The sequence below is a fragment of the Anaerobacillus alkaliphilus genome (assembly GCF_004116265.1).
GTDB classification, from domain to species: domain Bacteria; phylum Bacillota; class Bacilli; order Bacillales; family Anaerobacillaceae; genus Anaerobacillus; species Anaerobacillus alkaliphilus.
In genome coordinates this window covers 30712-52310 of record NZ_QOUX01000046.1, presented here as the reverse complement: position 1 = coordinate 52310, position 21599 = coordinate 30712, and the positions used below count along the sequence as shown (strand labels likewise).

The 21599-nt window shown below is 37.0% G+C and carries 21 protein-coding genes; 14 read left to right on the top strand and 7 right to left on the bottom strand.

What is annotated here, in order from left to right; all coding sequences use genetic code 11:
- Window positions 1-96: 96 nt before the first annotated feature.
- The gene (locus DS745_RS15500) at window positions 97-1464 is read left to right on the top strand and encodes a CapA family protein (protein WP_241657843.1); all 1368 of its coding nucleotides are present in this window, start codon (window positions 97-99) and stop codon (window positions 1462-1464) included.
- Between the two features lie 17 nt (window positions 1465-1481).
- Here DS745_RS15500 and DS745_RS15495 read toward each other — a convergent pair whose 3' ends face one another.
- Complete coding sequence (locus tag DS745_RS15495) at window positions 1482-1877, bottom strand: SET domain-containing protein (RefSeq protein ID WP_129079152.1); 396 nt, start codon at window positions 1875-1877, stop codon at window positions 1482-1484.
- A gap of 156 nt (window positions 1878-2033) precedes the next feature.
- Here DS745_RS15495 and DS745_RS15490 point away from each other — a divergent pair, with 156 nt between their 5' ends.
- Window positions 2034-2384: a hypothetical protein gene (locus DS745_RS15490; RefSeq protein WP_129079151.1), complete on the top strand. Its 351-nt coding sequence runs from the start codon at window positions 2034-2036 to the stop codon at window positions 2382-2384.
- A 30-nt stretch (window positions 2385-2414) separates the two neighbouring features.
- On the opposite strand, the gene DS745_RS15485 is transcribed toward DS745_RS15490, so the two are convergent.
- Complete coding sequence (locus DS745_RS15485; RefSeq protein ID WP_129079150.1) at window positions 2415-2942, bottom strand: hypothetical protein; 528 nt, start codon at window positions 2940-2942, stop codon at window positions 2415-2417.
- 329 nt (window positions 2943-3271) lie between these two features.
- Between DS745_RS15485 and DS745_RS15480 the strand changes: the two genes are divergently transcribed.
- The 5 genes from DS745_RS15480 (at window position 3272) to DS745_RS15460 (ending at window position 8020) form a co-directional block, all read left to right on the top strand.
- Window positions 3272-3724, top strand: a complete 453-nt coding sequence (locus DS745_RS15480) for a coiled-coil domain-containing protein (protein WP_129079149.1) — start codon at window positions 3272-3274, stop codon at window positions 3722-3724.
- Window positions 3714-4799, top strand: a complete 1086-nt coding sequence (locus tag DS745_RS15475) for a phosphodiester glycosidase family protein (protein ID WP_129079148.1) — start codon at window positions 3714-3716, stop codon at window positions 4797-4799. The genes DS745_RS15480 and DS745_RS15475 overlap by 11 nt, the downstream gene beginning before the upstream one ends.
- Window positions 4800-4857: 58 nt before the next feature.
- Window positions 4858-5538: an MOSC domain-containing protein gene (locus DS745_RS15470; RefSeq protein WP_129079147.1), complete on the top strand. Its 681-nt coding sequence runs from the start codon at window positions 4858-4860 to the stop codon at window positions 5536-5538.
- A 353-nt stretch (window positions 5539-5891) separates the two neighbouring features.
- Window positions 5892-7376 (top strand): glucose-6-phosphate dehydrogenase, encoded by a 1485-nt coding sequence (zwf, locus tag DS745_RS15465; RefSeq protein ID WP_129079146.1) that lies wholly within the window; start codon window positions 5892-5894, stop codon window positions 7374-7376.
- Window positions 7377-7396: 20 nt separating this feature from the next.
- Window positions 7397-8020: a cyclase family protein gene (locus tag DS745_RS15460; RefSeq protein WP_129079145.1), complete on the top strand. Its 624-nt coding sequence runs from the start codon at window positions 7397-7399 to the stop codon at window positions 8018-8020.
- Between the two features lie 68 nt (window positions 8021-8088).
- Here DS745_RS15460 and gndA read toward each other — a convergent pair whose 3' ends face one another.
- Window positions 8089-9501, bottom strand: coding sequence for an NADP-dependent phosphogluconate dehydrogenase (gene gndA / locus DS745_RS15455; RefSeq protein ID WP_129079144.1), 1413 nt, complete (start codon window positions 9499-9501; stop codon window positions 8089-8091).
- A 190-nt stretch (window positions 9502-9691) separates the two neighbouring features.
- Window positions 9692-9898, bottom strand: a complete 207-nt coding sequence (locus DS745_RS15450) for a hypothetical protein (protein ID WP_129079143.1) — start codon at window positions 9896-9898, stop codon at window positions 9692-9694.
- A gap of 337 nt (window positions 9899-10235) precedes the next feature.
- Between DS745_RS15450 and DS745_RS15445 the strand changes: the two genes are divergently transcribed.
- Window positions 10236-11276 carry an agmatine deiminase family protein gene (locus DS745_RS15445; protein WP_129079142.1) on the top strand — a complete coding sequence of 347 codons (1041 nt, stop codon included), beginning with the start codon at window positions 10236-10238 and terminating at the stop codon, window positions 11274-11276.
- A complete protein-coding gene (gene aguB, locus DS745_RS15440) occupies window positions 11277-12155 on the top strand; it encodes an N-carbamoylputrescine amidase (RefSeq protein WP_129079141.1) in 879 nt (292 codons plus the stop codon).
- Between the two features lie 92 nt (window positions 12156-12247).
- Here aguB and DS745_RS15435 read toward each other — a convergent pair whose 3' ends face one another.
- A complete protein-coding gene (locus tag DS745_RS15435) occupies window positions 12248-13465 on the bottom strand; it encodes an amidohydrolase family protein (protein WP_129079140.1) in 1218 nt (405 codons plus the stop codon).
- Between the two features lie 212 nt (window positions 13466-13677).
- The gene (locus tag DS745_RS15430) at window positions 13678-14265 is read right to left on the bottom strand and encodes a CBO0543 family protein (protein WP_129079139.1); all 588 of its coding nucleotides are present in this window, start codon (window positions 14263-14265) and stop codon (window positions 13678-13680) included.
- Window positions 14266-14410: 145 nt separating this feature from the next.
- On the opposite strand from DS745_RS15430, the gene DS745_RS15425 reads away from it, so the two are divergent.
- Window positions 14411-15307 carry an acetamidase/formamidase family protein gene (locus DS745_RS15425; RefSeq protein ID WP_129079138.1) on the top strand — a complete coding sequence of 299 codons (897 nt, stop codon included), beginning with the start codon at window positions 14411-14413 and terminating at the stop codon, window positions 15305-15307.
- A gap of 287 nt (window positions 15308-15594) precedes the next feature.
- Here the strand turns inward: DS745_RS15425 and DS745_RS15420 are convergent, their stop codons facing one another.
- On the bottom strand, window positions 15595-15900 hold the full coding sequence (locus DS745_RS15420) for a hypothetical protein (protein WP_129079137.1): 306 nt from the start codon (window positions 15898-15900) through the stop codon (window positions 15595-15597).
- Between the two features lie 184 nt (window positions 15901-16084).
- Between DS745_RS15420 and DS745_RS15415 the strand changes: the two genes are divergently transcribed.
- The 4 genes from DS745_RS15415 (at window position 16085) to DS745_RS15400 (ending at window position 21546) form a co-directional block, all read left to right on the top strand.
- A complete protein-coding gene (locus tag DS745_RS15415; RefSeq protein WP_129079136.1) occupies window positions 16085-17581 on the top strand; it encodes an amidase family protein in 1497 nt (498 codons plus the stop codon).
- Window positions 17582-17745: 164 nt separating this feature from the next.
- Entirely contained in the window at window positions 17746-19248 is a 1503-nt protein-coding gene (locus tag DS745_RS15410; RefSeq protein WP_129079135.1) for a phytoene desaturase family protein, read from the top strand.
- Window positions 19248-20708, top strand: coding sequence for a phytoene desaturase family protein (locus tag DS745_RS15405; protein WP_129079134.1), 1461 nt, complete (start codon window positions 19248-19250; stop codon window positions 20706-20708). Before DS745_RS15410 ends, DS745_RS15405 begins: the two co-directional genes overlap by 1 nt.
- A complete protein-coding gene (locus DS745_RS15400; RefSeq protein WP_129079133.1) occupies window positions 20692-21546 on the top strand; it encodes a phytoene/squalene synthase family protein in 855 nt (284 codons plus the stop codon). Before DS745_RS15405 ends, DS745_RS15400 begins: the two co-directional genes overlap by 17 nt.
- The last annotated feature ends 53 nt before the right edge of the window (window positions 21547-21599 follow it).

Here is a 21599-nt window from a genome sequence, read left to right as displayed (position 1 = left end):
GATGAAAAAAGGTCTTATAGGGTAATATTAACTAGCATAAATCTAGTATTCTGAAAATAAACTTCCCTAGATACTATTTACTAGGGAGGTTTTTTTTTGAGGTATATCATCGTAACTCTAGCAATATTGATTATGCTAGGATCTACCCATGTTCATGTTCATGCAATGGAATCAATAGATGGTGGATTGTTGGTAGAAGGGAGAACCCTTGTCCCAATGCGTGTGATCTTTGAGCATCTAGGTGCTGAAGTAAAATGGAACGAGGTAGACAAATCTATTATTGCATCAAATCAAAACGTAACGATTACCATGGAGATCAATAACCCGATTGTAAAACTAAATCATAAATCTATCCATTTAGATGTTGCACCTCAGATTATAGCAGGTAAAACATATGTCCCGCTCCGGTTTGTAGGCGAGGCATTTGGGGGAACAGTGAAATGGGATGGTAAAAGCAATCAAGCGGTTGTAACGACAAATGAAAAAGAACTAAGAATACATGTAGAGCCAGAAGTTATTACCATTACCATCAGCGCAGCAGGTGATGTTACCTTGGGAAGCGATGAATCATATGGATATCAAGGTAGCTTTAATCAAACTGCAAAGAATAATGGACATGCCTTTTTTATAAAAAATATCAAAGATCTCTTTTCAAAAGATGACCTTACTATGGTGAATTTAGAAGGTCCACTTACTACTGCAACTACAAAAGCAAAAAAACAGTTTGCATTTAAGGGAAATCCGGATTATACAGAAATCTTAACTCTTGGTGGTATTGATGTTGTAAATCTAGCAAATAATCATACGTTTGATTACCTACAAAAAGGGTATGACGATACGAAGAAACATTTGAAACAAGCAGGTGTCGGCTATTTTGGTTATGAAGACTACCATATTCATGACATTAAAGGTGTTAAAATTGGATTTTTAGGTTATACAGGTTGGAACGATACAACAACAATTAGAAGTCAAATTAAAGAGGATATTCAAGCACTAAGAGGTCAAGGTACACACATCATTATTGTTAACTTCCACTGGGGGCAAGAAAAGAGTTATGTTCCTAATCAAACACAAAAGTCATTAGGTAGACATACCATTGATGCTGGTGCCGATTTAGTGGTTGGTCATCATCCCCATGTTGTGCAGGGGATAGAAATGTACAAGGATAAATTTATCGTCTATAGTCTTGGGAATTTCATGTTTGGAGGGAATAGGAATCCTTCTGATAAAGATACTTTTGTATTTCAGCAAACATTCCATGTTCAAGGTGGAAGTCTAACAACGAAGAAGGATATTAATGTCATCCCTTTTAGTGTTTCATCGGTCAGTGATCGCAATAATTTCCAACCGACACCGCTGACAGGGACAAAAGCACAAACTCTAAAAGACAAAATCATCCGCTTATCTAATCAAATTAGCAATTCAGACTGGACAAAGTATGAAAACAAACAAACCATCAAATAGAATGATGGTTTGTTTGACTATTCCTTTTCTTCCTTCTCTTCCTTCATAAACCAAAGTGGCTCACGATCATCTACGTCACCATTATAATTAATTAAAATTTCTTCTCCGGCCTTAATATCTTTGTAAGCGTAATATTCAAATGTATGAGTTTCAAATTTGATATCATATGTTGCGTTAGGCTCGTAAGAATGGTTAAATAGCATGCCGTAGCCTAGAACTATAGCACTGTGATTTATTCCGTATTCAAACACATAGTCTGCTAGCGCTGTTTCTTCAATTAGTATGTGCTCTACATTCGGATATGGGATTACAGGAGCTACATGAAATAATTGCCCTTTTCTTATATCTTCTGTTGCAAACACACCTCTATTAAATTCACCGTCTGTTAGTGGGGAAGTCTTTATCTCGATCATGAAAATCTCCTTTAGTTACAAAAGTATGTGAATATATATTATAACTCAAAACTTTCAAAGTAGGAAATCATCTAAAATGGGAATAGTTAACACCATTAAAATGGTGATATTTTGCTAAAATGATAGTAAAACCATCCGAGGCGGGGAGATATTAAGATGAGAAGAACAATTGGAATTGGGACAGCAGTCTCAGTCTGTATCTATACTTTGCTATTCATAACTTCATTAATGCTTACAAAGGGAATAGACTTGGAAAAGATAAAACTCTGGGGATTTGGGTTTTCTGTATTGCTTCTACTTGGAACTTTTCCTCTTCATAAGACGCTTACCCATGGTAGAAGTGCTGTTAGCCCAACTTATACAACATTTACTCCTCCGGATGAGCAGTACCAAGATAAACTTCAACAAGACTATAAAGCAACCAAGGAACAAGTGAAATTTCAGGGAGTCTTCCTTTCGGCAGGTCTAATTACATTAATCATTACAATTCTATTAGCAAAGCTTTAAAAGGGACATTACGAAATGTCCCTTTTCCTTTTAACCCCAGATATCGACTCGCTTTTTTATACTTTCAATAAGAACCTCTAATGGCTCATCAAATAATTCCTCAGTTAAATTATCTAAATAACTTGTTCCTTGATCTGGATAGTCTCCATAAATTTCGCTTGAAAAATATGGTGCGGTAAAGTAATCATAATGAGTATCTGAATAAACAAAATTTCCTTTAATACATCTAGTAAATGAACGAAAAAGCTCATCAATTAGAATAGCTTCGTAATCTAAATCTAGTCTTTTCATATCCTGTTCAACTAATTCAAATAGACTATCAACGTTAAGAGGATCGCTTTCTGTTGGAGAAACTTCTTCTTTGGAACTGTGTTTTAATACAAATGAGTAGACGAGGTAATCTACTCGTTGTCGTAGTTTGTTCCAATATTCCGTAGAGTCGATAATCAAACGAATGATATTACCATATTCCTGTAAAAAGTCGGAATCGTAAAGGCGATTATGAAGTGATTTTGCATAGGTAGGTCTAAAATTACTGTGGATTTTCTGATAAATCATCTGGTCACCTCTCTATGGTTTGATTTAGAAAGTTCGGCTAGTTTTACTATATGATGGTCTGTCTTCACAATTTCCTTTTTTGAAAGTTTTTTCTTCATGGTGAAACTTCCCATTATTCTAATTCGTAGGATACCTCAGAGGTAGGACGATAAAATGCAACTTTTAAAGGTTCAGTTTTTGATGCAGATTGTATTCAGTTTCTTCCTAGGGACTTTATGTAGTATTCATTCACACCTATTTTTTTTTCGTTGAAAAATCTTTGGATCAATTAAAACCTATTCATAATGTGATAAGATAGTAGGTACAAAAATGTAGGAAAGGGTTTTAAGATGAGTTTACAAAACGAAAACAACTATGAACGAGCTTCAAGCAAAAGAAAAAAAAGGGAAATGGGAAATGGGAGACGACTTGTGCTAGCTGTTGTGTCTATTCTCATATGGATAGGGCTCCTATACGGCGGCTATACATATGCCACTAGCTATTTTACAGAAATCCATACGTATATAGATGAGCAAATGGAAGAAATGAGTCAACAGAATGAGGAAGTTGTTGAACAGTTGCAACGGTTTAATGCGGAATTGAAACATTCAACAGAGGAACTAACAATCATTTCTAATGAAATTAGTGTTATTAAAGATGCATTAGAAATTACTGGGGAGACAATCACTGGGAGCGATCAAACGAGAGTTGCATTGCAAGAAAGGATTACGGAACTAGATAAGCGTTTGAATGAGCTAACGGCGCAGTTGAAAAAATTGGAGGAAGCAGCACGTGCTCACTAAGGTTCAACTCTTTCTAGTCTCCCTACTAGCTCCTGTTCTAGGCGTAGCTTTGTACTTAAACATAACAAATCCCTATATTGGTCTAGAAGACCCTAGTTTCAGTGAAGATCAACAAACGATAAAAATTCAACACGAAATCATGAGACAAAATCTCTTTGAGAAACGAGAGTTAATTTCAGAAGTCCAGTCCGTAACAAAGATTTCCAATGAAATCTTAGAACTTGTCCAAGAAAGTGCTCACGAAGAGTTACTTGCGTATATGGAACAACAGGCGAGGCTTGAGTCAATTGTCGATGTAAGTGCGAGACAACAGAAAATGTCTGCGGATTTAATTGAACAATTATTAGCGACAATGCTAGGTGATCCAATAGGGCAAACATTTGGAGAAAATTCTATTGTTAAAATTTATTCTTTAGAAGAAGCAGGTTACAGAGGCTATATGGCGAAAGTGCGTCTCCAAAACCCAAATGCGATTCGGATGGTTTTAGCAAATGATCAAATTGCCAGTGATGGTGAAACTACTAGTCAATCAGCAGCTCGAACTGGAGCAATCCTTGCGATCAATGCAGGAGGATTTACAAGACAAAATGGCAAGCTTTATCCAATTGGGATAACGGTTGTTGATGGAGAAATTGTGACCTTTTATGATACCAGTTTGAGTTTTATTGGGTTTAATAAACAGGGTAGACTTGTTGGTGGAAACGTTACTTCAAGAGCAGACGTTGAAAAACTTGAAGTCATGCAAGGGGCGAGCTTCCTACCTACCTTGTTAAAGTCGGGAGAAAAGCAGCCAATCCCTGCAAGGTGGGCCAACACTAGACACCCTCGAACACTAATTGGCCACTTTGATAATGGGGACCTATTCTTCATGGTGGTCGATGGAAGGCGAGGTGGCTGGAGTAATGGGGTTACACTTGAAGAAGCACAAGATAAACTTCTAGAGTTTAATATCCGTGATGCTTATAATTTAGATGGTGGTGGCTCAAGTACTTTTTACTATAATGGGAAAATATTAAATAAACCATCGGATGGGGTAGAACGAAGAGTTACGACAAATATTATTGTTATTCCTTAAATTGGTGCAGTATTCCTCGTATCTATCGTAACTTGCTAACAAAGGAAGGATGACCTAGATGACAAAGCCAAAAATCCAATCAATAAATATTGGAAAACCACAGAATATAAAGTACAAAAACAAGGAAATTCAAACAGGGATTTATAAAACTGCCATTACAGAAGCAATTTTCTTGGGAAAAGAGAATTTTGATGGAGATCAACAGGCCGATCTCGTTCATCATGGTGGAGTGGACAAGGCTGTTTGCGTATATCCAGTTGAACATTACCAATATTGGGAAAAGGAACTAAACCGAAAATTAGAGTACGGTGCCTTTGGTGAAAATCTAACAGTTAGTGGATTGACCGAAGGCGATGTTTGCATCGGGGATACTTTTCAGGTAGGAGAAGCAGTTGTTCAAATTAGTCAACCTAGACAACCGTGTTTTAAGCTCGCTGCCAAACATAGTATTTCTCAATTGCCAGTTTTAGTTGAGGAGACAGGCTACACGGGCTACTATTTCCGAGTCATAAAAGTAGGAATTGTCGAGCCTGGTGCAACCATCAATTTGTTGGAAAAACATCCACATAAAATTTCAGTTTATTACGCTAACAAGATTATGCACCACGATAAGAGTAATTTTGAAGCGATAAATACACTTTTAGAAGTAGATGCACTTTCAGCGAGTTGGCGTAAGACGTTATCAAAACGACTAGCTGGTAACGAGATAGATCCTAAGCAAAGATTAGAAGGAAACTAAGAAACCTAATGTGAAAACACGCAGAGTGCGTGTTTTTTTTGTCATAACATAAGAAAGTATATAATTTTTAACTTAAAAATGGTCTAGCTCCAGGCGCCATCGGCTCGAGGTCAAATAACCTGACCGAAGAAAAAGTGAAATTCTTTTTCCTAGATTAAAAGTGAAAGAGCACACTTTTTATCGGTCAGAACATTTGCTTGTCGCCGATAGGCGGGCGCCTTGCGCTTTTCTTATTCTCAGATGCCTTTTTAAAATTTTCTCTTCATAAATAGATAAGATACTAAAATTTGTCGTTTATGGAATGCTAATCACTAGGATTTGCCCACAGAATGACGATAAAGAGAGGTTCGCTAATGGAAATAACAGAGCAAGTCAAGACAATCGTTGTAATCTTCGGTGCAACTGGGGATTTAGCAAAGAGAAAATTATTCCCATCTATTTATAACCTTTATTCCAAAGGACAGCTCTCAGAAAAATTTGCAGTTGTTGGGATAGGTAGACGTGAGTTATCACAAGAAGAATTTCAAACAAATGTTGTAAAATCCGTTGGTACAGATAATGCATACACTAGAGAGTTTTCACAGCATTTTTATTATCATCCTTTCGATGTTACAAATAGGAATTCATATGTAGACCTGAAGGGCCAGTTAGTGCAGTTAGATGAGGAATATCAGGTAGAAGGAAACCGAATTTTCTATTTGGCAATGGCACCTGAGTTTTTCGGTGAAATAGCCCAGCACTTAAAAAGAGAAGGTCTCACTAACACAAGTGGTTATAGCCGTTTAATTATTGAAAAGCCGTTTGGACATAACCTTCCTTCAGCGCAGTTATTAAATGAACAGATTAGCCAAGCCTTTACCGAGGATCAGATCTACCGAATTGATCATTATCTTGGAAAGGAAATGGTTCAAAATATTGAAGTCATCCGTTTTGCGAATGCTATTTTTGAACCGCTCTGGAACAATCGCTACATAGCTAATATACAAATAACTTCAAGTGAAGTATTAGGTGTTGAAGATCGGGGAGGTTACTACGAAAAATCTGGGGCATTGCGAGACATGGTTCAAAATCATATGCTTCAAATGGTTTCACTCCTTGCGATGGAACCACCGATTAAGTTAACAACTGATGAAATTCGCAGTGAAAAGATTAAGGTGTTACGGGCGATGAGGCCTGTTAAGGAAACAGAAGTTCATGAGTATTTCGTTAGAGGCCAGTACAGCAGTGGGGAAATTAATGGAGAGCGTGTCATAGGTTATCGAGAAGAAAATAATGTAAGTGAAAAATCAACGACTGAAACGTATGTGGCTGGAAAAATTTTGATAGATAATTTCAGATGGGCTAATGTACCTTTCTACATCCGAACTGGGAAAAGGATGAAAGAAAAATCAACAAAAATTGTGGTTCAATTTAAAGATATACCAATGAACCTTTATTATAATAATAGCGAACAACATCTAAATCCCAATTTATTGGTTATCCATATTCAACCAATGGAGGGGATTACGCTTTCTTTGAATGCTAAAAGACAAGGAAAAAAAATAGGGATTGCACCAGTCAAGCTAGATTACTGCAATAACTGTGAAGATGTACTTAATACTCCAGAGGCATATGAAAAACTTCTCTATGACTGTGTGCGAGGAGATGCTACGAATTTTACACATTGGAATGAGGTAGCTTTGTCATGGCAATTTGTTGATCCAATCTCTAGAATATGGGAGAATGATGAGGTTACAAGTATATCTACATATCCCGCGGGGACAATGGGACCTGACGAAGCAAATGTATTACTGGCTAAAGATGATTTTCATTGGTGGTCATTATCTGACTCAATGTAGAACAGAAAGGATTGATAGACGTGAAGGTGTACGATATTTCATCACCTATTTTTGAAGGCATGCCTGTCTATAAAGACAAGAAGGAAAAGCAACCAAAACTTACAACAGTTACAAATGGTTATGTAACTGAAACGAGGTTAGAAATAGATGCTCACACGGGTACGCATGTGGATGCACCACTACATATGATCGTAAATGGAGAAACGATTGAGACTATCTCCATAGAAAAATTAGTTGGACAGTGTAAAGTATTTGATTTAACCGGTGTAAATGATAAGGTAACCAAAGAAGATTTAGAACGTTTTGAGATCCAAAGAGATGATTTTATCATCTTAAAAACGAAAAATTCATTTGACGAAGAGTTTAATTTTGACTTTATTTATTTAGAGGAGTCTGGAGCTCGGTACTTAGCTGAAATTGGCATTCGTGGAGTTGGTATTGACACTTTAGGAATTGAGCGTAGCCAGGAGGGACATCCAACCCATAAAACCTTATTCACAAACAATGTGATTATTGTAGAAGGGTTGCGTTTAAAGGAAATACCAGAAGGACAATATTTCATGGTGATTAGTCCATTGAAGCTAGCTGGAATTGACGGCGCTCCTGCTAGAGCATTATTATTTGAGGGTTTAAAAGAAGAATAAAGTAGTAAAGGAGTGCAAAAGTGCACTCCTTTATATTTTTGGAAAAGCTCCTCATCTTAATTATGAGATTATTTTTCCATCCATTCTGTATGAAAAATTCCTTCTTTATCTATTCTTTGATACGTATGCGCACCAAAATAATCACGTTGTGCTTGAAGAAGGTTGGCAGGTAAGGAAGCAGTACGGTAACTATCAAAATAAGCCAAGGCACTTGAAAAACAAGGGACAGGAATTCCACGAGTAATCGCATGACCGATTACTTCTCGTAGAGCTCCTTGATAGCCCTCTACAATATCCTTGAAATAAGTATCAAGCAGTAAGTTTGGTAGATGTGGATCACGATCGTAAGCATCTTTAATCTTTTGGAGGAATGCGGCTCTAATTATACAACCACCCCTAAAAATCATCGCGATATCACCATAGCTTAAATTCCAATCATACTCGTTTGAAGCAGCTCTCATTTGTGCAAAGCCTTGGGCATAGGAACAAATTTTGCTCATATAAAGAGCTTTACGAACGGCCTCAATGAATGACTGTTTATCCTCATTTAATGTGACTGGTTCTGGGCCTTTTAATACCTCACTAGCTTTTACACGTTCATCTTTCATAGCTGAAATAAATCGTGCAAAGACAGACTCCGTAATGATTGGCAACGGTACACCAAGATCTAAGGCACTTTGACTGGTCCATTTTCCAGTCCCTTTTTGCCCAGCTGTATCTAAAATAACATCAACGAGTGGCTTTCCTGTTTCTTCATCAGTTTTTGTGAAAATATCAGCGGTGATTTCAATTAAATAACTGTCTAGTTCACCTTTGTTCCACTCGGCAAATATTTCGTGAAACTCCCTGGCGTCTAAGCCTAAGGCATGTTTCATTAAAAAATATGCTTCTGAAATTAACTGCATATCACCATACTCAATTCCGTTGTGTACCATCTTTACATAATGGCCAGCACCATCAGGACCAATATAAGTACAACAAGGGTCATCATCTACTTTTGCAGAAATATCTTTAAGAATATTCTCCACTAGATCGTAAGCTTCTTTTTGTCCACCTGGCATGATCGAAGGTCCTTTAAGAGCACCTTCTTCGCCGCCTGAAACCCCAGTACCAATAAAATGGATTCCTAGGGCACTTAATTCTTTATTTCTTCGTTGCGTATCGACAAAAAAGGTATTTCCACCATCGATAATAATGTCACCCTTATTGAGTGCCGGCTTTAGTTGTTCAATTGTTGCATCGGTTGGTGTTCCTGCTTTGACCATTAATAAAATTTTTCGAGGTGTTTCTAATGATTGAACAAACTCTTCAATGCTATATGTACCTACAATATTTTTTCCACTAGATTCTCGTAACATTTCTTCCGTTTTTTCTGAAGAACGATTAAAAACGGATACTGTGTAGCCTCTGCTCTCAATGTTTAAAGCTAAGTTTTTTCCCATTACCGCTAAACCAATTACACCTATTTGTTGTTTCGACATAAGTTAGCCGCCTCTCTTGACTTGAACAATAAATTCCATGTCTATTGTTCCAAGAAAAGCTTAATATTACTCACATTGGCGGAATATAAAAAGAGCGTACGCTAAAAACCACTCAATAAATGTTACGAGTGTTGTTTTGTAAATATAAGCGCTATAAAAAATATCAGGATCCTGTTTGTTAAGAGAACTATTAAATTCTTACATCTATCGTTGTTGATCTTTCTTGTTCACTATATAACTCAATATAAGTAGCAAATGATGGTTGATTTTCTATGTTTATTGTCAGATTTTTCTCGGGCAATTGTTGTTGGCGATTTCGGCGGTCACTTCCTTTGTAAACATTATCTGGCCTTGTAATCAGTGGGTGTCTTTTCATGTAAGTAACATTATGTATCATGTCATCAATCTCCTCTCTATATTGGGAATTTTCTTCTTCTTATTTATCTATACGGAGCTATACACTATTTTGAGGGGTCTAAAGCGAAAAGGTGGGAAATTGAGCCATAAGTCATGTAAGAATACTAGAAGATTAGTTCAAATAGTAGAGAAGAACTAGGGTAGAAGAATGTTTTTTTAAAACGGGAATTTAAAAAAGTATGAAAATCAGTGGAGAACAAACTTTTCTAGGGTAATTTACTATTTTTTTGCTAGGACGCTAGCATTATTCGACAAAAACTATTATTATGTGATAGTAGAATAATAGGAAATCTTAATAGTAAAGAGGGAAATAGGGTATGGTACCAAAAGAATTAGGATATACAATGCCACCAGAGTGGTCAACTCATGAACGAACTTTAATTTCTTGGCCAGTGCAAAGCTCGATGTGCTTTCCAGAGGATTACGAAACTGTTTGCCAAGGATATGTTGAACTTATTTTGGCCATAGCAGAATTTGAACCAATTACAGTTTTGGTAAATCAAAATCAACTGAAGGATGTTCAAGAAAGAGTTAGTGGAGAAACTATTGAGTTATTAGATATTGAACATAATGATGCTTGGTTACGTGATAACGGTCCAACATTTATTTTAAATGAACATGGGGTACGAGCAGCTATTAATTGGCAATTCAATGCTTGGGGTGAAAAATATTCGCCATGGGATTTAGATAATGAAGTAGCACCAAAAATTCTTGAACACTTTGGTATAAGACGTTTTGATGCGCCTATCGTAATGGAAGGTGGATCATTTCATGTGGATGGTGAAGGAACACTAATTACAACAGAAGAATGCTTACTTAATGTTAATCGAAACTCTGAACTATCAAGAGAAATAATTGAGGAAACATTACGTCAGTATTTAAATGTTGAAAAAATAATATGGTTAAAACGCGGTCTAAGCGGTGATGAAACAGATGGACATGTAGATAACATTGCTTGCTTTGCTGCGCCTGGGAAAGTTATTATTCAGGTCTGTGAGGATCCAACTGATGAAAATTACGAAATTACTAATGAAAATCTTAGCATTCTAGAAAATGCTGTTGATGCTAAAGGGCGAAAGTTAGATATTATTAAAATTCAACAACCGCCAAAGCGATTTTTTGAAGAGCAGCGTCTAACCTTAAGCTATTTAAATTTTTATTTCGTGAATGATGGCATTATCCTTCCTGTTTTTGGTGAAGATGCTAAAGATACAGATCGTTTAGCTGTAGAAGTGTTAGCAAGCCTATATCCAACGAAACGTATACGCACAATTGATGGGATGGCAATTATTAAAGAAGGTGGAAACGTCCATTGTACTACACAACAAATGATTGCAGAAAAAATTGAGGTGAAATAAATGAGAAAAGTTGTCGTAGCAGCAACGCAAATGAGCTGCTCTACTAATATAGAAGAAAACATTCAAAAAGCAGAAAAGCTAGTGAGAGAGGCAGCGGCTAAAGGTGCACAAATCATCCTTTTACAAGAATTATTTGAGACGCCGTACTTCTGTCAAAAAGAAAAAGCAGATTACTATGTTTATGCCACTGAGCTAGAAGAAAATAAGGCGATTAATCACTTTAAGAAAGTTGCCAAAGAGCTTCAAGTTGTTTTACCAATTAGTTTTTACGAGAAGAAAAACTATGCTCGTTACAATTCGTTGGCTGTAATTGATGCTGATGGTGAAGTTTTAGGCAAGTATCGTAAAAGTCATATTCCAGATGGACCTGGGTATGAAGAGAAGTTTTACTTTAATCCAGGTGATACAGGTTTTAAAGTCTGGAAAACACGCTATGCAAAAATTGGAATTGGAATCTGTTGGGATCAGTGGTATCCGGAAGCAGCTAGATGTATGGCGTTAATGGGTGCTGAGTTATTGTTTTACCCAACAGCAATAGGATCTGAGCCACAAGATGCAGGAATTGACTCGAAGGATCATTGGCAAATGTGCATGCTTGGACATGCTGCATCTAACCTTATGCCGGTTATTGCTTCTAACCGCATTGGCCTCGAAGTAGATGAGGACTCAAGTATTACGTTCTATGGTTCATCGTTTATTGCTGGCCCTCAAGGAAACAAAGTTGTTGAAGCAGGACGTGATGAGGAAACAGTGTTGGTTGCAGAGTTTGATTTAAATCAACTAGAAACACAACGTATTGAATGGGGTATCTTCCGCGATCGTCGTCCTGATTTGTATAAGATTATTACAAGCTATGACGGTGAATTAATGAGAGATTAACAATACTAAGTAAGAGTACGGATACATTCGTACTCTTTTTCATTTTGAGGAACTCTTTCGTATAATTCTTCACCACAAAAAGAGAGAACGTTTCAATTCCGACTAATTACCTTTTCCCCTTTATAGTAGACAGCTTTAATTTTATTCACGTCTGTGATCTCTAAGCCAGGTATCCCCTCTGACACAAGGAAATTTGCATCCATCCCTTTCGCTAAACTACCGAATAGCTTTTCTTTACCGAGAATTTGAGCAGGATTAGCTGTAAGAAGGGCTAGAATTTTGTTTTCATCAAAATTTTGTTGTTTTAACAGTTGCATTGCTGGATGAGCGATTTCCATGAGTACTTCAGGACCGCGGAGTTTTTGATCCTGAAATGGTAACCATGAAACATTAGGGTCTGGCGGAAGATATGCATCAGTTGCAATTGATACCGGGATATTATGAACTGTAAGCTCAACTATGTTCTCAGGTGAGTTTGGCGGTAAATGAGTACCACCTAATGGTGTGGCAACAATTTTTGTTCCTTGTATTGCCGCCAATATGATTAACTCGGTTGTAATGCCATGGGCGTGGTGAAGGACATCGACGTTTGCTTCCAACGCCATTCGGATACCTTCCTCTCCAGCAACATGAACACCAATTTTTTTATTTAAGGTGTGAAATGTCTTGACGATGTCTTTAAGTTCAGAGATGGTGTACATGAATTCTCCTGCTTTTGGTCCTTGTTTCATTATGAAATTTGCTGGGGGTACATTAATGAATAAATTCTCCCCTGGATAGTCACTTTCTCTTGCCAGCTGAAAGACAAGCATTGGATTGGTTAAGTCACCTTTTTCAATATCCTTTGGTTTTGTAATTGAATTGTTAGTAGTGATCGTTTTAAGGTAAGTGGAGATACTAGTGGCAGCAAAAGAAACATTGATTGGTAAACTCCGGACGACCTCTCGATAATCTTCTATTGAAAAATCGCCTTGTGGTTGCCCAGAAATCTGTTCTCCTATAGCGGTAATTCCTGATAACAGAGCTTGAAGTAGGAGGGCATTTCCAGCCATAAAATGAGTTGCATTTGCCACTGGATACAAAGTTGAAGGGCCATATTCTAGTAAATGCGTATGGCAATCCACCAATGAGGGTGTAATTATGTGATTTGAACAATCAATGACTTCTAGGTCAGCAAATTGTTGTTTTATCATCTCCCATTTACCTACTTCACGGACTTTACCAAATCTTACGACCATTGCGCCGTTTTCAATCGATCCCTTCTTACTTACGGTTACTATTTTTTTCGCTTTAATTACATATGCTTTCATTAAATAACACCACCAAGTAAGGTTATGAGTAATGGTAAATTTTGCACCTAAAAGAAGACAGGCCAAAGCTTGGACCTTCTAGCTATATATCTTAATAATAGAATATGGTTAATACAAAAATATGTGTTTGTCTAGTTAAAATTTTTGATGACACAAAAGGAAATTGGGAAAGTTCAGTTATATATATAAAGTAGAAAGAGATGCTTCAGAATTTAAGCATCTCTTTCTACTACATGTGGATTTCTTTGCATTCTTAAGAACAAATTCGTAATTAATTTTGAAAAGAGGAAGATAACACAATACAAAAGAAATAAGATAAGATAATTCGTGCCCTTATGCAATTGAAATAATTCAAAATATACAAGTGAGGGTTTAAACACAAAGGATAATACAGCAGATAGTGCTAGTGAATAGAGATAAAAGTTTTTCCTATGTTTGATCGTCCACTGGTAAACAAGCATAAAAAGAACCGGAATTAAGGCAGCATCTAAAGCTAAATTTCCAGGTATGAAAGGAATTAATTCAAAAGGATAGGAAAAAAATCCCCATCTAACCCCAGTTATATTAATGTAACTAAACCATACATGAATGTTTAATCCATAAAAACCTATCAAAAGAATGTTCTTTCGATCAATCGTAAAATACAGCAAAACTAAAGGGGCAATGAACATTAGGAGTACGGTTTTGAAACCCCAAGTATCTATATTGGCGTATTGTTGCCAGTAATCAAGGTGTAGATTACTTAGTTGTTCAGTCTTTTCTGTAATGTTTTTCAAAGCATCTAATTGTGCATTCCCCATTAATTCACCCCATCTTTTTTATGTATTATTTGTAAATTATCATGGTTTATTCAAAACTTTTATTTAGAAAATTCATGCTATTCTAAACACTAGTGTTTCTTATATAATTAATAAGAATAAAATTTGTAAGAAAGAGGGGAATAAGGTGGAGAAATTATCATGTCAGTCTGTTATCTATGATTTCAATAAGAAGCATTCACCAATTTTAACTGTTTCATCTGGAACAACCATTGAAATTTCTACATATGATTGCTTTGAAAATCAAATCCAATCTGAGGAGATGGCAATTGCTGAATTAGATTGGAACCGGGTAAATCCAGCAACGGGACCTATCTTTGTTGAAGGAGCGGAAGTTGGTGATGTTCTTAAGGTAAAGATCGAAAAACTTGAAATCGGTGAGCAGGGGGTAATGGTTGTTGGGCCAAACCTTGGTGTGATGGGCCACCGTTTTTCTGAAATGAAATCAAAGATCATCCCAATTCGTGAGGGGAAAGCGATCTTTAATGAGCTAGTTCTACCACTAAATCCGATGATCGGTGTAATTGGAGTGGCTCCAGCACGAGAAGGGGTTTCTTGTGGTACACCAGGTGCTCATGGGGGGAACATGGATAACAAGATGGTGAAAGAGGGCGCAATTTTATATTTTCCGGTATTTGTTACGGGTGCTTTATTCGGATTGGGTGACTTCCACGCTGCTATGGGAGATGGAGAAATAAGTGTTTCTGGTATTGAAGTTGAAGGAAAAGCGACGGTTACGCTTGAAGTTATAAAAGGGGAGTCATTGGAACAGCCAATGCTTGAAAATAGTGAAGTTATTACTCAAATTGCATCGGCAGAAACATTGGATGCAGCGGCGAAATTAGCTACTGAATTAATGGTTGATCGTATCGTGTCTAAAACAAATATGTCAGTTGAAGAAGTTACGATGCTCATGAGTGCTGTTGGTCAAATTGAAATAAGCCAAATCGTTGATCCGTTAATTACAGCACGTTTTGTTGTACCAAAATGGTTGCTAACTGATTTAAATGTATCGCTGATATAGGCTAATAAATGGAAAGAAGTTAGATGAAACAGCTCTTTATCTTACTTTTTTCAACATAATCTCCCAACTCATAATAAAAGGCTGTTTTCGCAAAGTTTGTTGCTTTCGTAAAAATCCCAAAAACCGGATTTTTACACAAATCACTAAGAATTCACGACTAATTTAGTAAGTAATGCACTTTTCTTACATAATTTATTGGCTGATATCTTCATCTAGGGTGTTTTTCCGATAATTTTAGGATAAAAAAGCCACAATGTATACGAAAAGAGCCTAAAAAAAAGACAGGATTAACCTGCCTTCGTTTGTTTGTGTGTAAGAGATTGGTTAATTAGTAGATTTTTGAAAAAGCTGTAAGAACAAATTCCTGCAACTACTGAAATGAAAATCATCATTCCAGTCATTATGTACAGATGTGAACCCGAAAAGATGAAAAAGATCGGTGCTCCTGCAAAAATAAGAGAAAAAATAGTCACTAGTAAACTTTTAAAAATAATTTTGTTTGTTTTTAGACAAACGATAATTGAAAACATTGCAGGAATAAACACGCTCAATAATCCAATTAAAATAACAATATCTAACCATAACATAGCCATAAACTCCCCTCAAAATTAACGTTCATAATTTAGTCAAAAAATGTTCACTTTTTTGTCACATTCTTGTTATCTAAAGTATAATACACATAGTTTTAATTGTAAGTAGGTTATTTATGGAAAAAACTGCACAACACTGGAAACATAAACATTGTAAACATACTCTATAGGACAAGGGTGGGAATGGATGCTAGGAGAGAGTTATACAAAATATGATGGATTAGGCTTAGCAGAATTAGTGAAGACCAAACAGGTAAAAACTTCAGAAATTATAGAGGAAGCAATTAAACAAATAGAAACTCAAAATCCAAGATTGAACGCAGTTATTGATAAATTTTACGACCAGAACAAAACAGTAGGACAGAGTCACGAAATGGCCGGGCCATTTGCAGGTGTCCCATTTTTGGTAAAGAATATTACACAAGAAGTAAAAGGTGAACGTATAACTTCAGGTTCACAAGCTCTTAAGACTTACATTGCGAAACAAGATTCAGAATATGTTCGTCGAATTAGAAAAGCAGGATCAATTTTCTTAGGAAGTACCAATGTCCCAGAATTAGCTCTAATGGCAATTACAGAACCTAAGCTTCATGGACCAAGTCGCAACCCATGGAATGAAGACTATTCTCCTGGAGGGTCAAGTGGTGGGGCCGCTGCGGCTGTTGCTTCTGGCATGGTTCCTATAGCGGGCGCTAATGATGGCGGTGGATCTATCCGGATTCCTGCTGCTTATTGTGGATTGTTCGGGTTAAAGCCAACGAGAGGAAGAACCCCAGTTGGTCCAACTACAGGGAGAAACTGGCAAGGTGCATCAGTTGACCATATCCTAAGTAGATCCGTTCGTGATAGTGCTGCGATGCTTGATGTATTAGCTGGAAATTTAAAGGGAGCAGCCTTTCATGCACCAGAGGTAAAAGAAAGCTATTTAGGATTAGTAAATCAGCCCTTAAATAGAAAATGTAGAATTGCCTATACTGTTCGATCACCGTTGGGGACTGATGTACATCCAGAGTGTAAAAAGGCTGTTATGAATACGGTGAAGCTATTAGAAGAAATGGGACATGTTGTTGAAGAAAAAGAGGCACCCATTGATGGGAGGAAAATTGCTAATAGTTACTTAATGTTATATTTTGGTGAAGTGGCGGCAACACTTGCAGAGCTAGAAGCGATAAATGGTCGTAAGGTAAAGTTGCAAGATGTGGAACCAACTACTTGGTTATTAGGGTTAATTGGTCGAACTGTTTCAGCAGGAGATTTCGTCATGAGTTTAAAGCAATGGGATCTAGCCGCTTTTGCGATGGAAAACTTTCATGAAACCTATGATTTTTATATTACACCTACAACTGCTTTTCCGCCTGCAAAGATTGGAGAATTAGAGTTAAGTTCGACAGAGCAATCAATTATTGGTCTTGTCAGTAAATTAGGTTTAACCAAACTTCTTTTAAAATCAAATTTCGTAGATAGATTAGTAGAGACAAGTTTAATGAGAACACCTTTTACTCAACTCGCTAATCTAACAGGTCAACCGGCGATGTCATTGCCTCTTCATCTAACAGAGGATGGTTTACCATGTGGGGTACAATTTATGGCGTCACGAGGGCGTGAGGATTTGTTAATTCAATTAGCTCGGACATTTGAAGAGACTCCTGCTTGGATACCTCTACGACCGATATTGACTAATTAAATTACTAGTATTGTTTGGCTGGGAGCTTGCTCTCAGCCTTATTTATTTTAAAATCTGTAAGGTATTATTGTTGCTTCTTCAGAAAAATACAGATATGATGTACATAACATATACAATAGATGGATATTTAATATACAATAAATCTGTTAAGAGGTGTAATAGGGATGAGTGATAAGCGAATTGCCGTTATTGGAGCAGGTCCTGGAGGACTAGCAGCAGCAATGTTATTAGCTTCTTCAGGTTACAAAGTTGATGTCTTTGAAAAGAAACCATATGTAGGTGGCCGAACTTCTAGTGTTCAAATGGGAGATTATACGTTTGATATGGGACCGACGTTTTTTAGTATGCCGCACATCCTAGAAGAAATTTTTGCAGCAACGGGTCGTAAGCTTGAAGATTATGTCGATCTAGTAGAAATAGAGCCTATGTATGAATTAAAGTTCGCGGACAAAAGCTTCTCACCATCCCGCGATCAAATAAAAACGAAAAAGAAAATTCAAGCAGACTTTCCAGGAAACGAAGAAGGTTATGAAAAATTTATGAGGGATACAGAAAAAAAGATGGCTACATTAATGCCAATTTTACAAAATCGTCATAACTCACTTTTTGACTACATGCGGTGGAGAACGATTCGCGCACTTCCAAAACTTTCTCTTAATCAATCACTCTACGATGTCCTTAGTCAATACTTTACTGATGAAAAATTAAAATTAGCGTTTACTTTCCAATCCAAGTATTTAGGAATGTCGCCATGGGAATGTCCTGGAGCTTTTAGTATCCTTTCGTATATGGAGCATAAATACGGTATCTTCCATTCGATGGGCGGATTAAATCAATTAACAAAAGCAATGGCAAAGGTGGTTAATGAGTTAGGCGGAACCATTCATGTAGACTGTGGTGTGAAAAAACTAACCATTGATAAACATAAAAATGTTACGGGCATCCAATTGGAGAATGGCGAGTCGCTAAGTTTTGATGAGGTAGTGGTAAATGCGGATTTTGCCCATGCCATGACATCGTTAGTAGAAGATGACATCTTAAAGAAACATTCAAAACAAAAGTTAGAGATGAAGGATTATTCTTGTTCTACATTTATGTTGTACCTTGGAGTAAATAAAACGTTTGATTTACCACACCATCTGATTGTTTTTTCAGATGATTATAAAAAGAACGTTGAGGAAATTACGAAAACGAAAAAGCTTTCCAAGGATCCATCGATTTATATTCATAATCCATCAATTACTGACCCAACGTTGGCCCCTATGGGAAAATCGGCGTTATATATTCTAGCTCCGGTTCCAAATAATTATAGTCTAATAGATTGGGAGAAGCACAAGCATGAATTCCGAAAGCTTGTATTAGAGCAAATAGAGACAAAAACAGATTACAAAAATCTCGAAGCTCATATAGAAGAAGAAAAAATGATTACCCCATTAGATTGGGACCAAGACATTCATGTATACCGTGGCGCCACCTTTAATTTGGCTCACCATTTACGACAGATGATGTACTACCGACCACATAATCAGTTTCAAGAATTAAACAACTGCTGGCTTGTTGGCGGAGGAACACATCCTGGCAGTGGTTTGCCAACCATTTTTGAGTCTGCTAGGATTACCGCTCGTAGCATTGTTGAGTCTCATAATAAGAAAAAGAGGAATGCGTAATGAAAACAGCTATTATTGGCTCGGGAATCGGTAGTTTAATTACAGCTCTCTATTTAAGTAAGCACGGCTATGAGATCACCATTTTTGAGAAAGAAAAAGAAGCTGGTGGACGTTTATCGTTTATCGGAAATGGTGAATACAAAATTGACCGAGGCCCAACGATCGTTCTGTTACCTGAAATGTTAAAAGAGATTTTGACAGAGGTTGGAATTGACTTAGACAAAATTGACTTAGTCCGTTGCGATCCGTTGTATCGACTTCAGTATAAAGATGGGCGTTCATTTACTAAGTGGAGTGATCTTACCGAACAGGTAGCAGAAATTGAAGCAAACTTTCCTGGTGAAGGAAACAACTTTCATCAGTATTTGCGAGATATGGAGTACAACTTTACAGAAGGCAAAAAAGCATTCTTAGATCGTGAATTCGTGAATAAAAGAGATTTTTGGAACGTACCTAACCTTCAAACATTATGGAAGTTAAAGGCCTATCAAACAGTTAAAAATCAAGCTAAACAGTATTTTCGTCACCCTATTCTGCAAGAAGCATTCTCATTTCAAACTTTATATATTGGAGGTGCGCCTTTTAGATCACCAGCCCTCTATTCTCTAGTCCCTTTTAGTGAACATTTTCATGGAGTCTGGTATGTAAAAGGTGGTTATGCAAGTCTAGTCTCTATTTTAGTAGAGGAATTACACGCAAGAGGTGTGAAGTTTTGTTTTGACACGAAGGTAGAAGAAATACTAGTTGAAGGCAAAAGGTCTACTGGACTTGTTGCAAATAGCCAACAACTAGATTTTGAACAAATCATCTACAATGGAGATTTTCCTCAAATAAAGGAACTACTACCAAATGTGAAAATGAAGAAACAATTTGTAGCTTCTTCTGGGTGTCTATTGATCTACTTAGGTCTTTCGAAAATATACGAGAATGATGTTATTCATCAATTCTTTATGAGTGAAAATTTACAAAAGCATATGGAAGAAGTCTTTGTTCATAAGAGATTGCCAGAAGACCCTGCTGTTTATACGTTTCATCCCTCGATTATTGATGCGAGTCTGGCACCTATTGGTCATGGCGTCTTGTATGCGCTTGTTCCGGTACCGGCAAGCCTCGATATTGATTGGGAAAACATTGATACCTATGTTGACAAGATCATTGGTGAATTAGAAGAGCGAGGGTTTCCGAACTTGCGTGACCATATTACTTGGAAAGAAATACGTACACCAAAAGACTCTTATGTTGATGGGTTATACCAAGGAGGAAGTTTCGGTATAGCGCCAACATTAACTCAATCAGGTGTTTTTAGACCACAGGTCAAGCCATTTGAATACGAAAATTTGTATGTAGTAGGAGCTAGTGTGCACCCAGGGGGTGGAGTTCCAATTGTCATGCAAGGAGCAAAACTCTTAGTCAACCATATTCTAACGGAAAGGAATAAACACTATGAGCAAATTACATGAAGCTTATCAATATTGTTATGAGGTAATGAACGCAAATTCGAAAACATTTGTCAAAGCATTTTCATTTCTACCTGAGCAACAACGAAAAGCTGTTTGGGCAGTCTATACATTTTGTCGGGAAGTGGATGACATTGTCGATGAACTTCATTCACTCGAAAAATTACAACAATTCAAGTGCGAATTTGACCAGTTTATTCAAGGGAACTTTTCACCAAAGAATAAGTTATGGGTAGCACTAAACGATGTTTTTACTAGTTTTACAATGGATCCTGAGCCTTTCTATTACATGATTGAAGGACAAAAAATGGATTTTGAGAAAGTAAGATATCGTACATTAGCTGAGTTAGAACATTATTCATTTCGAGTTGCGAGTTCTGTTGGATTAATGCTTTTACCAATCCTTGCTCCAAATCCAACACCGAGGTTAACTGAGGGTGCAATAAAACTTGGAATTGCAATGCAGATAACCAATATATTACGAGATGTAGGAGAGGATTTGAACCGAAATCGCGTTTATCTTCCAGGAGAATATCTACACAAGTACAATTTGCGTGAGGAAGATCTCTTAGCGCATACTGTTGACGTACGTTTTACCGGTCTTGTAGAAGACTTGGCTATCTATGCGGAAAGACTTTATGATGAGGCGTTAGAGTCAACGTATGATTACCCGCTTTCTGCCAGACTCCCTGTCCAGGCAGCTAACTATAGTTATCGGGCGATCTTAACTGAAATTCGAAAAAACAACTATAATGTTTTTACAAAGCGAGCAGTTGTTTCTGCTACTGAGAAAATGAATATCTTTACAATGTTAAAACAATCAATTAAGGCATTTGCATAGAGATTTTGCACACTGGGCAGCAGTTTGGTGTGCTTTTCATTTGAAACAAATAG